A 14,688-nucleotide genomic window follows, 5' to 3' on the forward strand; every position below is an offset into this window, starting at 1 on the left:
CCGGGGGCAGAAGGCGGAGGGGGCGCGCATGACGCGGGAATCGTTCGACCTGGCCTACGACGCCGTGCTCGCGAAGTGGCCCCGGGCCACCTCCACCGCGCTGGTGCCCACGCCGTTCGGGGCGACCCATGTCATCAGCCACGGCCCGACCGACGCCCCGCCCGTCCTGCTGCTGCCGGGCGGCGGCGCCACCGCCACCAGCTGGTACGGCACGGCCGCCGCGCTCGGCGCCACCCACCGCGTCCACGCCGTGGACCTGGTCGGCGAGCCGGGCCGCAGCGTTCCGGAGCCGGGGCGCCCGATCCGTACCGCCGGTGACCTGGCCGGCTGGCTCGACGCGCTCCTCGACGGCCTCGGCGCCCCGGCCGGCGCCGGTCCGGTGGGCCTCGCCGGGCATTCGTACGGCGCCTGGATCGCCCTGCGGTACGCGCTGGCCGCGCCCGACCGGGTCGGCCGGCTGGCCCTCCTGGACCCGACGAACTGCTTCACCGGCTTCGCACCACGCTTCCTCCTGCGCGCCCTGCCGGTGCTGCTGCGCCCGACGCCGGCCCGGGCCACCGCGCTCCTCGACTGGGAGACGGGCGGTGACGGCGCCGTCGATCCCGACTGGCGGCGCCTGTACGCCCTCGGTGCCGGGCTGCGCACCGTCCGTCCCGTGAGCGGGCGCCCGCCCACGGCCGAGCGGCTCGCCGCCCTGAAGCCGCCGACGCTCGTGCTGATCGCCGGTCGCGCCCGCGTGCACGACCCGGCCGCGGTGGAGCGCCGGGCCCGGGCCGCCGCTGCCGGCACGCGGACGGCGGTGGTGCCCACGGCGACCCACTTCACGCTCCCGATGGCCGGCCCGGCGGACGTCCAGGCCCGCGTCGCCCGCCACTTCGCCGGCTGAAGCCCGGCCAATGGGCCGGCCCGGCGGGCGGGCCTCAGCGGGACAGCGCGTCCCGCACGGCCTCCTCGGTCCGCGCGACGACGGCCGTGCCGTCCTGCGCGGTGATGATGGGCCGCTGGATCAGCTTCGGATGCGCGGCCAGCGCCTCCACCCACCGGTCCCGGCTGCCCTCGTCGCGCGGCCAGTCCTTGAGCCCGAGCTCCTTCGCGGCCGCCTCCTGCGTCCGCGTGATGTCCCACGGCTCCAGTCCCAGCCGCTCGAGCACGGCCCGGATCTCGTCGGCCGAGGGCACGTCCTCCAGATAGCGGCGCACGGTGTAGTCGGCACCCTCCGCGTCGAGCAGGGTGAGGGCGCTGCGGCACTTGGAACAGGCGGGGTTGATCCAGATCTCCATGCCTCCAACGTACCGTCGCGCCCACCGCCGAGGACACCTCCCGCCACCCCGCCGGACGGACCGTCGAGCACCTCGCCAAAGCCGGTCTGGCCAGGGACGATTGTCAGTGGTCGGCACTAAAATCGAGGGTGAAGGCGAGGGCCCCGGGGAGGGCCCCCGCCCACCGTTCGCCAGGAGGTCGCCCATGGCTGTCGCCATGATCCGGACACCGTCCCTCGAACCCTGGAAGCCGCTCCAGAGGAAGCCGCTCCCCGCGGGCCGCCCCCGCGAGTGGTACGTCACCCACAACCGCCGGCTGAAGGCCATGCGCCTCGCGATCGCCCTGCTCGACGCGGGCGTCTACCTGCCCTCCCGGGCGACGAACGCGACGATACGCAGCACCGCCGCCCAGCTCGGCATCCACCCGCCCTCCGACACCACCTGCCACATGGTCCGCGCCCTGATCCGCTACGGCCGCTGACCCGGACGGGGGGGGGGGGGCCCGGGGGGGGGGGGGGCCCCCCCCCCCCCCCCGCCCCCCCCGCCCGCCCCCCCCCCCCCCCCCCCCCCCCGGGGGGGGGCGCGGGGGGGGGGGGCCCCCCCCCGCCCCTCCACGCCGTCGGCGCTACCAGGCGACGGGCAGCCGCTCCGGCAGCCGCTTCATGAAGTTGGTGCGCCACACCAGCTGTTCGACCGGCACCGCGAGCCGCAGCTCCGGCAGCCGGTCGAGCACCGTCTCCAGCGCGATCTCGGCATGCCGCTTGCCGAGCGCGGTCGCCGGGCAGAAGTGCCGGCCACCGCCGAAGGACAGGTGCTCGGCGGCGTTCTCCCGGTCCGGCCGGAAGGCATGCGGCTCCGGGAAGTGCTCCGGATCATGGTTGGCCGCCTCCACGAGCACGAGCACCAGCTCGCCCGCCCGCACCAGCGTGTCACCCAGCCGCACGTCCTCCAGGGCGAGCCGCGGCAGCCCGTCGCCGATCGACAGATTGACCCGCAGCAGCTCGTCCATCGCGCCCTCGACCCGGCCGCCCCCACCGGCCAGCGCCTCCCGCACGTCCCCCCGGGTCAGCACCGACACCAGGGCCATCGTCAGGAAGCCGGCCGTGGAGATCACCCCGGCGCCGAACAGCGTCACGCCCACCGTCGCCAGCATCTCGTCGGTCAGATGCGCGTACTCGGGATCGTCCCGCAGCGCCGCGAGCTCCGCCATCAGCCCGCCCGTCGCCGGATCGTCGAGCCGCGCGACCATGTAGGCGATGTCCCGGTCCCAGTGGAGCCGCGCCGCCTCGATCTCGCGCGGCGCGTTCATGAAGGCCACGTCCAGACTGCGCAGCAGCCGCGGCCCGTCCTCCTCCGGGATCCCGAGGATCCGGCAGTGCAGGCCCGCCGAGTACGGGTCGGTGAACGCGCTCCGCAGCTCGGCGGGCGCGCCGTCGGCGACCATCGCGTCCACCAGCGCCCCGGCCCGGGCCCGCAGCCACTCCTCCAGGCCGGGCGCCTTCGGGTTGATGGCCTTCATCACGGCCTTGCGCAGGCCCGCGCCGGTGATGTTGCCCATGTTGTTCACCACGTGCGGAGGAATCGTCAGCGCGTACTGCCGCGGAGCTCCCGGCGCGGAGGTGTCCTTCAGGCTGAACCGCGGGTCCTCCAGGACCTGCCGGCACAGCCCGTACGAGGAGACCAGCCAGGCCTCGGCGCCGGCGATCGTCCGCACCCGGCGCACCGGCTCGGCGCGCAGCGCCGCGACCTCGGCGGGCAGCCGGGTCCCGTCCCAGTCGAACGGAAACGCGGGAAGACCGGTCGTCGCGGTGGTCGAGGTGGCGGTGGTCGTCGCGGTCATCGCGCTTCTCCTTCGGTGGGCGTGAGGATGCCGTGGCCCTGGTTGCGCGAGGCCCGCAGCCCGGACCCCCGGGCGTACAGCAGATCGGCCAACGGCAGTGCCTGGTGGTAGCAGTTGAGCGAGGAGGGCACGCCGAGGATCGCGGGCGTGTCCAGGAACAGCGGCACCTCGGCGCAGATGTACGCCCGGCACACCTCCCGCTGCCGCTCGTTCACCTCCTGTCCCGGCGTCAGCTTCCCGGCCAGGAAGATCCCGGTCAGCGCGTCACAGGTCGCCCGCACCACCGGATCGCCGGCCACCGCGGCCACGACCTCCCGGTGCAGCGCGTCGTACGCCGCCACGCCCCGGAACTCGGACATGCCCCGGCCCCGCAGCCGCGTCCCGGCCGGATCGGCCTCGGCCACGGCCGCCCCGACCTTGGCGCGCACGCCGCGCAGGTTCTTCACGGCCTTCCGCCGCGCCTCGTCGACCCCGTATCCCAGCGCCTCGTACATGTCGGCGACATGCAGATCGGTGTAGACGAGATCGACCTGTTCGAAATGATCCAAGCCCCACCGCGCGAGATCGCGCAGTCGCTGGGCGGTGAAGTAACTGTTCCCCGGGGAGACGCCGATGACCACGTGCGCGCCCTCGTCGGCGATGACGCGGCAGTGGTCGGTGTACGGCTGGAGTCGGAGCGTCTCTGCAGGGGCGTAGGCCGCCTGAGTCACGTTCGGCAATCCTTCATCGCGCCACTAGTCCCAGCGGAGCCCAGTGCTCCGGGTGTGGCGGTCGCGACGACGACACGCTATCGATCAGTCGCGGAGAGTGAAGCCTCTACTCGAGGGTAGGGTCGAAAATTTGTCACCTGTTCGCATTCCTGTTGCACAGGAAGCGGCGAGGGCCGCCACCCGGGAGTCTTCCCGGCGTGACGGCCCTCGCTCGGCGGTCCGAATCTCGGCAGCCCGCGGCTTAGAGGTCGAAGTAGAGCTCGAACTCGTGCGGGTGCGGACGGAGCTGGATCGGGGCGATCTCGTGGGTCCGCTTGTAGTCGATCCAGGTCTCGATCAGGTCGGCGGTGAAGACGCCACCGGCCTGCAGGTACTCGTTGTCCTCCTCGAGGGCCTTGAGAACGGCCTCGAGGTTGGTCGGGACCTGGGCGACGCCCGCGTGCTCCTCGGGAGCGAGCTCGTAGAGGTCCTTGTCGATCGGCTCGGCCGGCTCGATCTTGTTCTTGATGCCGTCGAGGCCCGCGAGCAGCAGCGCCGAGAAGGCGAGGTACGGGTTCGAGGACGGGTCCGGGGCGCGGAACTCGACGCGCTTGGCCTTCGGGTTCGAGCCCGTGATCGGGATGCGCATCGCGGCGGAGCGGTTGCGCTGCGAGTAGACCAGGTTGACCGGGGCCTCGAAGCCGGGCACCAGGCGGTGGTAGGAGTTCACCGTCGGGTTGGTGAAGGCCAGCAGCGACGGGGCGTGCTTGAGGATGCCGCCGATGTAGTAGCGGGCGGTGTCGGAGAGACCGGCGTAGCCCTGCTCGTCGTAGAAGAGCGGCTCGCCGCCCTGCCACAGCGACTGGTGGACGTGCATGCCCGAGCCGTTGTCGCCGAAGATCGGCTTCGGCATGAAGGTCGCGGTCTTGCCGTTGCGCCAGGCGACGTTCTTCACGATGTACTTGAAGAGCATCAGGTCGTCGGCCGCGGCGAGCAGCGTGTTGAACTTGTAGTTGATCTCGGCCTGGCCGGCGGTGCCGACCTCGTGGTGCTGGCGCTCGACCTGGAGGCCGACGTTCTCCAGCTCCAGGGAGATCTCCGCGCGCAGGTCGGCGAAGTGGTCGACCGGCGGGGCCGGGAAGTAGCCGCCCTTGTAGCGGACCTTGTAGCCCCGGTTGTCCTCCTCCTTGCCGGTGTTCCAGGCGCCGGCCTCGGAGTCGATGTGGTAGAAGCCCTGGTTCGCCGAGGTCTCGAAGCGGACCGAGTCGAACACGTAGAACTCGGCCTCGGGACCGAAGAACGCGGTGTCGGCGATGCCGGTGGAGGCGAGGTACGCCTCCGCCTTCTTCGCGATGTTGCGCGGGTCACGGCTGTACTGCTCGCCCGTGATCGGGTCGTGGATGAAGAAGTTGATGTTCAGCGTCTTGTCACGGCGGAACGGGTCCAGACGGGCCGTCGACAGGTCGGCGCGCAGGGCCATGTCCGACTCGTGGATCGCCTGGAAGCCGCGGATCGACGAACCGTCGAAGGCGAGCTCCTCGGACGGGTCGAAGGCCGTCGCCGGGATCGTGAAGTGCTGCATCACGCCCGGAAGGTCGCAGAACCGGACGTCGACCATCTTGACGTCGTTGTCCTGAATGAACTTCTTGGCCTCGTCGGCGTTCTGGAACATCCAACTCCTCCTACTCCCGGCCCGGGGAGGGGCGGGGTTGCAGCTCGTTCGTGCGGCCAGTGCGGTGGCACCACGCTGGACCCGACCATAGGTAGACCGGATTTCTCAAGCATGACCCATTTGTTTCGTCGAAGTTAACCGCCCCGGGTGCCCCGCCCGCCGCGCCGCCGGTGCCGGATCCGGGCCGGCGTCCGGGGCCGGCCCGGGCGCCGACCCGGGCCGAAGTGATCAAAAACGGGCGCAGTACCGTGGTCGGGTGGACAACAGGCAAGCACTCGGATCATGGCTCTCCGGCCCCCGCGCCGCGGCCGAAGAAGCAGGCGTGGACTTCGGTTACCGGGGGCAGCAGCTCGGTCTGCCCGAGGAGGGCCCCGGCTCCATCGCCCGCCCCGGCCGCCGCCTCGGCGCCCTCGTCGTCGACTGGGCCCTCTGCGCGCTGATCGCATACGGTCTCATCACCCACCGCTACGACCAGGCCAACGCGAACTGGACCGTGCTGCTCCTCTTCGTGCTGAGCGTCCTCACCGTCGGCAGCATCGGCTTCACGCCCGGCAAGCGGCTCTTCGGTCTGCGGGTGGTCTCCGTGCGCGGCGGCCGGCTCGGCATCCTCCGCGTCGTCCTGCGCAGCCTGCTGGTCTGCCTCGCCATCCCGGCCCTGATCTGGGACCGCGACGGCCGCGGCCTGCACGACCGCTTCTCCGGCGCCGTCCAGGTCCGCGTCTGACACCGCGCGGCGAGCGCACCGCACACACGAGAAGGGCGCCCCGGACCTCGTCGGTCCGGGGCGCCCTTCCTCGTACGCGTCACGAAGACGTCGCGTACGTCAGCGCATCTTTCCGCCGCGTGGCATGCGCATGCCCTTAGGCATGGGGCCCTTCGGCAGCGGCATGTTGCTCATCAGGTCGCCCATCGCGCGCAGCCGGTCGTTGGCGGCCGTCACCTGCGGGCCGGACAGCAGCCGGGGCAGCTTCAGCATCGTGGTGCGGACCTTCTTCAGCGGCACCTGGCCCTGGTCCTCGTCGTTGCCGACGATGATGTCCGTGACCGGCACGTCCACCACGATCCGGGCCATCTTCTTCTTCTCGGCCGCGACCAGCGACTTCACCCGGTTCGGGTTGCCCTCGGCGACCAGCACGATGCCCTGGCGGCCGACCGCCCGGTGCACGACGTCCTGGCTGCGGTTCATCGCGACCGCCGGGGTCACGGTCCAGCCGCGCCCGATGTTCTGCAGCACCGCCGCGGCGGCGCCCGGCTGGCCCTCCATCTGACCGAAGGCCGCCTTCTCGGCGCGCCGGCCGAAGACGATCGCCATCGCGAGGAACGCGAGGACGAAACCGAGGATGCCCAGATAGACCGGGTGACCGATCAGGAAGCCGATCGCGAGGAGGACACCGAGTACGACGATGCCCACGCCCGCGACGACGAGACCGACCTTCGGGTCGGCCTTCCGGGTCATCTTGTACGTGAGGGCGATCTGCTTCAGTCGCCCGGGGTTCGCGGCCGCGTCAGTGCCGCCCGTGTTTGCCTTCCTCGCCATGTCCTGAAGTCTACGTGGCCCGCGAAGCGTGGCCCGCCACCGCCTCCATCACGTGCTGGGCCTCCACCCGGTCCTTGGCGCGGCGCCGGTCCTCGAGGACGGAGGTCCAGGCGTTGCGCCGGGCGGTGCGGTGCCCGCGGGCGAGGAGCAGGGTCTCGACGGCCCGCAGGGCGCCGGTGACGGTCGGGAACGCGGTGGCTCGGATGTGCGCGGCCTGCATGAGCGAGGGCCTCCGTGAACGCTCGATGGCGGTGAGTGAGTAGACCTTCACAGATCGGTGTTACCAGGGCGTGACCCGTCGGTCAAACACTGATGAAACGTCGATGCGGCCGTCCGTACGACAGACGGACGACCGCATCGGCACACTGCCGCCGAGGTCAGACGGCCTGGGCCGCGTCCACGGCCCCGGCGCCCCGTCGCTCGATCGCCTGCTGGTAGAGGCGTCCGGCCCGGTACGACGAACGGACCAGCGGGCCCGACATCACACCGGAGAAGCCGATCTCGTCGGCCTCCTCCTTCAGCTCCACGAACTCCTGCGGCTTCACCCAGCGCTCCACGGGGTGGTGCCGCACGGACGGGCGCAGGTACTGGGTGATGGTGATCAGCTCGCAGCCCGCGTCGTGCAGGTGCTGCAGGGCCTCGCTGATCTCCTCGCGGGTCTCGCCCATGCCGAGGATCAGGTTGGACTTCGTGACCAGACCGTAGTCCCGGGCCTTGGTGATGACCTCGAGCGAGCGCTCGTAGCGGAAGCCGGGACGGATCCGCTTGAAGATCCGCGGCACGGTCTCGACGTTGTGCGCGAAGACCTCGGGACGGGAGGCGAAGACCTCGTCCAGAAGCTCCGGCACGGCGTTGAAGTCGGGGGCGAGCAGCTCGACTTTGGTGCGGCCGTCGGCGCGGTCGGCGGTCTGCTGGTGGATCTGGCGCACGGTCTCCGCGTACAGCCAGGCGCCGCCGTCCTCCAGGTCGTCGCGCGCGACGCCGGTGATGGTGGCGTAGTTCAGGTCCATGGTGACGACGGACTCGCCGACGCGGCGCGGCTCGTCGCGGTCGAGGGCCTGCGGCTTGCCGGTGTCGATCTGGCAGAAGTCGCAGCGGCGGGTGCACTGGTCGCCGCCGATGAGGAAGGTCGCCTCGCGGTCCTCCCAGCACTCGAAGATGTTGGGACAGCCCGCCTCCTGGCAGACCGTGTGCAGCCCCTCGCTCTTCACGAGGCCCTGCATCTTCGTGTACTCGGGCCCCATCTTCGCCCGGGTCTTGATCCACTCGGGCTTGCGCTCGATGGGGGTCTGGCTGTTCCGGACCTCCAGGCGCAGCATCTTGCGTCCGTCGGGTGCGACTGCGGACACATCGGCTCCTGTAGCTTCGATTCTTCGGCGTACACCAGGGTACGCCCGTTGCTTCCCATGCCTTTACGGTCTGGCCAACCTCTGGCCAGAGCCCGGCATTCCTCAGGCGGTCGCCTTCTCCACAGCCCGCTCGGTTCCGCGCTCGGTGTCGCGGTGGCCGGTCTCGCGCTCGATCTCCCGCGGCTTCAGCTCCGCGTTCTCCAGCACGTCCTTGAGGTGCTTCTCGACGACCGGGAGCACCTCCTCGATCGTGACGTCCCGGCCGAGCTCGTTGGCCAGGGAGGCCACGCCGGCGTCCCGGATGCCGCACGGGATGATCTTGTCGAACCAGGTGTTGTCCGGGTTCACGTTGAACGAGAAGCCGTGCATCGTCACGCCCTTGGCGACGCGGATGCCGATCGCAGCGAGCTTGCGGTCCTCGCGGCGCTGGCCGGCGTTGGACGGGGCGTACTCCGGGCCGTTGAGCCGCGGGTCGAACTCGTCGTCGGTCAGCCGCGGGTCGAAGTCCAGCGAGAGACCGCCGAAGGCCGGCCGCTGCTCGACCGGGTCGCCCAGCACCCATACGCCGCTGCGGCCCTCGATCCGGGTGGTCTCCAGACCGAACTCGGCGGCGGTACGGATCAGCGCCTCCTCCAGGCGGCGGACGTGGGCGACCACGTCGACCGGCCGGGGCAGCTTCATGATCGGGTAGCCCACCAGCTGGCCGGGGCCGTGCCAGGTGATCTTGCCGCCGCGGTCCACGTCCACCACCGGCGTACCGTCCAGGGGCCGCTCGCTGTCCTCGGTGCGCCGGCCCGCGGTGTAGACCGGCGGGTGCTCGAGGAGCAGACAGGTGTCACCGATCTCGTCGGCGAACCGGGCGGCGTGCACCTCGCGCTGCTTGTCCCAGGCCACCTGGTAGTCGACGGCGTCCGCGCCGAAGCCCAGACGGACGAATCGCAGCTCACTCACGGCCATGCCTCCTCCTGGGTGCCGGAAGCCGGGTTCCGGGGATCGTCCCGGGGCGGGAGCCGGCTCGGCACCATGCGTCAATCGCGCCCATGCCACTGTACGGCGGTCGGCCGTACGGCCCTCCGGCAGGTGTACGAGGCTTCGCGCGGCCCGTGACGCACGGTGGCGACGGCCGGCCGATCCGGTACGGAACGTGACGGCGTGTCCCGGGCGAGAGAATCGGTTCTCCGCGCCGCGCCCTCCCTACCGTCCCCTCTTGTCGTCCCCGGACGCCGTCGTCCCCCGATGCACAGAGAGGCCATGAGGCCATGCGCGAGCCCTCCGTTCCCCGTGCCCGCAGATGGGTCACCTTCCTCGCCGCGGCCGCGCTGACCGCCGCCGCGAGCGCCGCGGCGTCCGCCGCTCCCGCCTCCGGCGTTCCCGGCGCACCCGAGCCCGCCGACAACGGCCGGCCGGCGGCGGTCGCGCTGAAGCCCGTCGTCGCCGTGAGCGGGTGGCGCAGTACGGGACCGAGCGGTGAGGTGTCGGCCCGGGCCCAGTGCCCCGCCGGCTACCACGCGACGGGCGGAGGCGCCGAGACCGACGGCGTCGGTCCGCACCTCAGCACCTCGATCGGCGTGCCGCTCGGCGACAACCCCGACGGCTGGTCCGTCACCGCCCGCAACTACAGCACCGACGGCGGCATGTCGCTGCGCGCCTACGTGATCTGCGACCAGGCCGCTCACGAGGTACGGCAGATCACCACCTTCGACGTGCCGTTCGGGCAGACGGGCGAGGCGACGGCGACCTGCCCGCCGGGCACCACGGCGAGCGGCGGCGGCTACATGGCGATCGGCATCGGCCCCGGCGACCAGTCGGTCTTCCTCGTGCACGACTCGGCCACCGGCAACGGCCGGGACTGGCGGGCCGAGGGAACCAACTTCGCCCTGGACCCGGGCTTCATCACCGCCCAGGTCATCTGCTCCACCCAGCCGCACGTCGTGCGCCTCGGCGACACCGTCCACCCGCCGCACCCCACCACCGGCAGGTCGAGCGCGGGCTGCCGGTCGGCCCTGAACGAGCTGCCCACCGGCGGCGGACAGATCGTCGGCACCCGGGTCTACATCCAGGACTCCTTTCCCACGCCCTGGGGCTGGGACGTCACCGCCCTCAACACCAGCGGCGAGACCCAGCCCGTCACCGCCCAGGTGATCTGCCGGCCGCTCGGCTGACCGTCCGCCCCGGCCACCGCCTCCCGTCGACGCCTCGGGTAAAGCGCTCCCTCGACTCCTCACACGATCGGATGAATGTGGAGCGAAGGCGGTGGTCAGAGCGGTTCCTACCGCTAAATTCACGCCGTTCCATGAGGGCCATGAGGGTCCACACGGGCTGCCACCCGGGCCCGGAAGGCAGGAGACCGCACAGCTGATGACGGAACGACCCCCGCAGCGCATCCCGAACCGCCAGCTCGCCGCGCTCATCGCCGAAGCGGGTTTCTCCAACGCGGGTCTCGCCAGACGGGTCGACCAGCTCGGCCTGGAGCACGGACTCGACCTGCGCTACGACAAGACCTCGGTGACCCGCTGGCTGCGCGGACAGCAGCCGCGCGGCACCACTCCCGCCCTCATCGCCGAGGTCTTCACCCGTCGTCTCGGCCGCCGGCTCTCCGCGCAGGACCTCGGCCTCGACGCCTGCGCGCCGGTCTACGCGGGCCTGGAGTTCGCCGCGACGCCCGAGGAGGCCGTCGACATCGTCAGCGGGCTGTGGCGCAAGGACTCCGGCAGCCACGCCGAACTGCGGAAGATCGCCTTCACCCCGGCCGGGCTCGTCGTGCCCAGCCGGGACTGGCTGATCGGCCGGGCCGACGAACGGGTGGCGCGCGGCGAGCCCGCCGGACCCGCGGTGCCGGGCGCCGGCCCGCGGCTGCCCGGCGGCGTCCCGCGCGATCCGCGCGATCCGCGCGTCCCGGCCCAGGGCCGCTTCTCCGTCCCGCGCCAGCGGGGCACCGACCGGGGCCCGGGGCAGCGGGTCTCCAGCGGGGACATCGCCGCCCTGCGCTCCGTCGGCGAACTCTTCCGCACCCTCGACCACGCCTACGGCGGCGGCCACGCCCGCCAGGCCCTCGTCCGCTACCTGGAGCACGAGGCCGAGCCGATGCTCCGCGGCGCCTACGGCGAGAACACCGGGCGCCGGCTCTTCTCCGCGGTCGCCGACCTGACCCGGCTGGCCGGCTGGACCTCGTACGACATCGCCGCGCACGGCCTCGCCCAGCGCTACTTCGTCCAGGCGCTGCGGCTCTCGCAGGCCGCCGGGGACCGCGCCTACGGCTCGTACGTCCTGGTCACCATGAGCCACCAGGCCGTCTACCTCGGCCACGGCCGCGAGGCCGTCCAGCTCGCCCGCGTCGCCCAGCAGGGCGTGGGCTCCGCCGCCCCGCCCGTCGTGCAGGCGCTGCTGCACGCGGTCGAGGCCCGCGGTCACGCCGTGCTCGGCGAGTCCCGCGCCTGCGGTGCCTCGCTCGCCCGCGCCGAACGGGCCCTGGAGGCCGCCCGGCCCGGCGACGAGGTGCCGTACTGGGCCACGTCCTTCGACGAGGCCCAGCTCGCCGACGAGTTCGGGCACTGCCACCGCGACCTCCAGCAGTACCGGGCCGCCGCCCAGCACGCCGAACGCTCGCTCCAGCTCCGCGCTCCCGGCTTCGCCCGCAGCCGCCTCTTCTGCCGGGTCGTGCTCGCCTCCGCCCGCCTGGCCCTCGGTGAACTCGACCAGGCCTGCGCGCTCGGCGCCGAGGCCGCCCAGCAGGCCTCCGAGATGCGCTCGGCGCGCGCCGTGGAGTACGTCCGCGACTTCGAACGGCGCCTCGAGCCCTACCGCGACGCGCCCGCCGCCCGCACCTACCGCGACCGCGTCGCCGCCCTCGGGTAGGGGCTGACCTGCCCTGCCCTGCCCCGGCCCGTCCGGGCCGGGGCGGTTCCTCGCCTCACGCCGCCCGTTCCGCTCCCGGCTCCGCGCTCGCGGTGCGCACGCCCAGGTCGGACAGCAGGGCCGTGGCCGCGCGGTGGGCGGAGGCGAGGGCGCCGACGGGCGTGCCGGTGGCGCGGTGGTCGCCGCAGACGTAGAGACCGGACAGGACCCGGACCGGGCGCTCCGGGTCGAAGGGCGGCCGCATCGCCGGGAAGGCGCGCGGCGTGTGGTGCAGCGCGAGCAGCTCCCACTCGTCCGTGGACACGCCGTACAGCGTCGCCAGGTGCTTGCGCGCCCGGCGTTCGGTGTCGTCGGGCGGGGTGCCGAGGATCATCGAGGTGATCAGGGTGCGGCCCGCCGGGGCCCGGGTCGGGTCCATGGCGCTCGTGACCGCCGTCCACGCCACCGGACCGCCCGGGTCGGACTCCACGAGCAGCACCGGGTCGGCGGCCGGCGCCGCCGGCGCCGTGTGGTGCAGCACCGTCGCCGCCCGGTACTCCGGCAGGCGCAGGCCCGGCAGCAGCTCCGCCGCCGTCCGACCGCCCGTCGCCACCACCACCGAGCGGCAGCTGAAGACCCCGTGCTCCGCGGTCGTCACCCGCGAGATCGACGCCTCGGTGACCTCGACGCCGGTACGCACCGTGCCCGGCGGCAGCGCCGCCGCCAGCCGCTCCGCGACCGTGCCCGAACCGCCCAGCGGCATCCCGAGCCGGCCCCGCGAGAAGGACCGCAGCGCCAGGTCCGCGCGCCGGCTGGAGGTCGTCAGGTCCGGGTCGCCGAGCAGCGCGGCGAGCAGCGGACGCAGCACGCCCTGGACGGTGCGGCCCGGCAGCCGGGCCGTCAGCGCCTCACGGGCGGTCCGCTCGGTGCGCGTGAGCAGCCGGGCGGTCGGCGTCGTCGCGAGGCGCACCAGCGAGGCGCCCAGCCGCGCCTGGTCGAGCGGGACGGCCGGACCGCGCGGGCCGCCGGCGAGCGCCCGCGCCATGCCCCGCGTCCCCGCCGGCGTCCATGCTCCCCCTGCGCCCCCCGTGCCCCGTGCACCCCGTGCGCCCCGCGCGCTCCACGGCGCGTGCGCGGCTCCCCACCGCCCGTACCGCCCGTCGCTGTGCACGAGCACGCCCGGCGCGAACGGCCGCACCGGCACGCCCGCGACCTCCGGCGTGGTGAACAGCGGCCCGAGCAGGTCGAGCCGGAAGCCGTCGACGGTCTCGGTCGCCATCCGGCCGCCGACGTGCGGCGCTGCCTCCAGGACCACGACCGAGAGCCCCGCCCCGGTCAGCTGATGAGCCGTCGCGAGACCCGCGATCCCGGCCCCTACGACGACGACGTCCGCGTTGTTGAGCACGTGCCCCTCCCCAGGTCGGCCCGGCTTGTGGGAGGCCTATGCCCCCAACACGCCCCCGGAATGCCCGGGTTCGCAAGAGACTAGGCAGCGCTGCCGCGCCGGGAGGCCGCGCGCGACGGGAGTGCGCGCAGCACGGGGGAGCACGGGGCGGAGCCGACGGGCCGTCAGCGGGCCGCGGCGCGCACCGAGTCGTCGATCGTCGGGAAGGCGAAGTCGAACCCGGTCTCCAACAGGCGTCCCGGCAGCACCCGCTGGCTGCCGAGCACGTCCTGCGCGAACTCGCCGAGCGCGACCCGCAGCGCGGGCGCCGGCACGTGCAGGAACGCCGGGCGGCGCAGCACCCGGCCCATCGCCGCCGTCACCTCGCGGTTGGTGACGGGCTCGGGCGCGGTCAGGTTCACGGGCCCGGCGAGGGCCGGGGTGTCGACCAGGTGCCGGAGCGCGGCGACCTCGTCGTGCAGCGAGATGAAGCTCCAGTACTGGCGGCCGTCGCCCATCCGCCCGCCGAGCCCGGCCCGGAAGAGCGGGAACAGCCGGCCCCAGGCGCCGCCCTCGCGGGCCACCACGAGGCCGGTACGGGCGTACGCCACGCGGATGCCGGCCGCCTCGGCGGGCGCCGCCGCGGACTCCCACTCCACGCACACCGACGGCAGGAAGCCCTCGCCCGCGGGCGCGCTCTCGTCGACGGCGCGGGTGCCGGTGTCGCCGTAGTAGCCGAGGGCCGTGCCGCAGACGAGGACCTCGGGCGGGTCGGCGAGGGAGGCCAGGGCCTGCGCGACCGCCCGCGTGCCGAGCACCCGGCTGTCGCGGATCTCCCGCTTGTACGCCTCGCTCCAGCGCCGCTCGCCGACGCCCGCGCCCGCCAGGTGCACGACCGCGTCGACTCCGACGAGCCCGGCGGCGTCCACGTACTCCCGGGCCGGGTCCCACTCCACCTCGTCAGCCTTCGCCGCGGGCCGCCGGACCAGCCGGAGCACCTGGTGCCCGTCGGCGCGCAGGGAGCGCACGAGGGCCGATCCGATGAGACCGGACGCACCGGTGACGGCCACCCGCTTGCGGGACGCGTGCCGCGAGGTCTGCTGCATGCGCCCATCCTGCCTCCT

General features: G+C 73.2%; 15 protein-coding genes. 5 read left to right on the forward strand and 10 right to left on the reverse strand.

The window, feature by feature from the left end; translation table 11 throughout:
* The first annotated feature begins 28 nt into the window (after positions 1–28).
* Positions 29–886, forward strand: a complete 858-nt coding sequence (locus ACIGO8_RS23930) for an alpha/beta fold hydrolase (protein WP_399734136.1) — start codon at positions 29–31, stop codon at positions 884–886.
* Positions 887–920: 34 nt separating this feature from the next.
* Here the strand turns inward: ACIGO8_RS23930 and ACIGO8_RS23935 are convergent, their stop codons facing one another.
* The gene (locus ACIGO8_RS23935; RefSeq protein ID WP_399734138.1) at positions 921–1,280 is read right to left on the reverse strand and encodes an arsenate reductase family protein; all 360 of its coding nucleotides are present in this window, start codon (positions 1,278–1,280) and stop codon (positions 921–923) included.
* Between the two features lie 184 nt (positions 1,281–1,464).
* Here ACIGO8_RS23935 and ACIGO8_RS23940 point away from each other — a divergent pair, with 184 nt between their 5' ends.
* A complete protein-coding gene (locus ACIGO8_RS23940) occupies positions 1,465–1,740 on the forward strand; it encodes a hypothetical protein (protein WP_399734141.1) in 276 nt (91 codons plus the stop codon).
* Positions 1,741–1,884: 144 nt separating this feature from the next.
* On the opposite strand, the gene ACIGO8_RS23945 is transcribed toward ACIGO8_RS23940, so the two are convergent.
* The 3 genes from ACIGO8_RS23945 to glnA form a co-directional block, all read right to left on the reverse strand.
* Complete coding sequence (locus ACIGO8_RS23945) at positions 1,885–3,099, reverse strand: cytochrome P450 (protein ID WP_399734143.1); 1,215 nt, start codon at positions 3,097–3,099, stop codon at positions 1,885–1,887.
* Entirely contained in the window at positions 3,096–3,809 is a 714-nt protein-coding gene (locus ACIGO8_RS23950; protein ID WP_399734146.1) for a tRNA-dependent cyclodipeptide synthase, read from the reverse strand. Before ACIGO8_RS23950 ends, ACIGO8_RS23945 begins: the two co-directional genes overlap by 4 nt.
* A 241-nt stretch (positions 3,810–4,050) precedes the next feature.
* The gene (glnA, locus tag ACIGO8_RS23955) at positions 4,051–5,460 is read right to left on the reverse strand and encodes a type I glutamate--ammonia ligase (protein ID WP_399734149.1); all 1,410 of its coding nucleotides are present in this window, start codon (positions 5,458–5,460) and stop codon (positions 4,051–4,053) included.
* Between the two features lie 256 nt (positions 5,461–5,716).
* On the opposite strand from glnA, the gene ACIGO8_RS23960 reads away from it, so the two are divergent.
* Positions 5,717–6,184: an RDD family protein gene (locus ACIGO8_RS23960; RefSeq protein WP_399734151.1), complete on the forward strand. Its 468-nt coding sequence runs from the start codon at positions 5,717–5,719 to the stop codon at positions 6,182–6,184.
* A gap of 99 nt (positions 6,185–6,283) precedes the next feature.
* Here ACIGO8_RS23960 and ACIGO8_RS23965 read toward each other — a convergent pair whose 3' ends face one another.
* The 4 genes from ACIGO8_RS23965 to lipB form a co-directional block, all read right to left on the reverse strand.
* Positions 6,284–6,997, reverse strand: a complete 714-nt coding sequence (locus tag ACIGO8_RS23965) for a DUF4191 domain-containing protein (protein WP_399734153.1) — start codon at positions 6,995–6,997, stop codon at positions 6,284–6,286.
* Positions 6,998–7,007: 10 nt separating this feature from the next.
* Entirely contained in the window at positions 7,008–7,217 is a 210-nt protein-coding gene (locus tag ACIGO8_RS23970; protein ID WP_399734292.1) for a hypothetical protein, read from the reverse strand.
* Positions 7,218–7,374: 157 nt separating this feature from the next.
* Complete coding sequence (gene lipA, locus ACIGO8_RS23975; RefSeq protein ID WP_399734155.1) at positions 7,375–8,346, reverse strand: lipoyl synthase; 972 nt, start codon at positions 8,344–8,346, stop codon at positions 7,375–7,377.
* Positions 8,347–8,448: 102 nt separating this feature from the next.
* Positions 8,449–9,297: a lipoyl(octanoyl) transferase LipB gene (gene lipB / locus ACIGO8_RS23980; RefSeq protein ID WP_399734158.1), complete on the reverse strand. Its 849-nt coding sequence runs from the start codon at positions 9,295–9,297 to the stop codon at positions 8,449–8,451.
* Positions 9,298–9,605: 308 nt separating this feature from the next.
* Between lipB and ACIGO8_RS23985 the strand changes: the two genes are divergently transcribed.
* Complete coding sequence (locus ACIGO8_RS23985) at positions 9,606–10,508, forward strand: hypothetical protein (protein WP_399734161.1); 903 nt, start codon at positions 9,606–9,608, stop codon at positions 10,506–10,508.
* 196 nt (positions 10,509–10,704) lie between these two features.
* Positions 10,705–12,201 carry a regulator gene (locus ACIGO8_RS23990; RefSeq protein ID WP_399734164.1) on the forward strand — a complete coding sequence of 499 codons (1,497 nt, stop codon included), beginning with the start codon at positions 10,705–10,707 and terminating at the stop codon, positions 12,199–12,201.
* A 55-nt stretch (positions 12,202–12,256) separates the two neighbouring features.
* Here the strand turns inward: ACIGO8_RS23990 and ACIGO8_RS23995 are convergent, their stop codons facing one another.
* Both ACIGO8_RS23995 and ACIGO8_RS24000 read right to left on the reverse strand, forming a co-directional pair.
* Complete coding sequence (locus tag ACIGO8_RS23995) at positions 12,257–13,585, reverse strand: protoporphyrinogen/coproporphyrinogen oxidase (protein WP_399734167.1); 1,329 nt, start codon at positions 13,583–13,585, stop codon at positions 12,257–12,259.
* A gap of 164 nt (positions 13,586–13,749) precedes the next feature.
* Complete coding sequence (locus ACIGO8_RS24000; protein ID WP_399734170.1) at positions 13,750–14,670, reverse strand: TIGR01777 family oxidoreductase; 921 nt, start codon at positions 14,668–14,670, stop codon at positions 13,750–13,752.
* Positions 14,671–14,688: the final 18 nt, after the last annotated feature.

The sequence above is a fragment of the Streptomyces sp. NPDC053493 genome, from assembly GCF_044544825.1.
Lineage (GTDB): Bacteria > Actinomycetota > Actinomycetes > Streptomycetales > Streptomycetaceae > Streptomyces.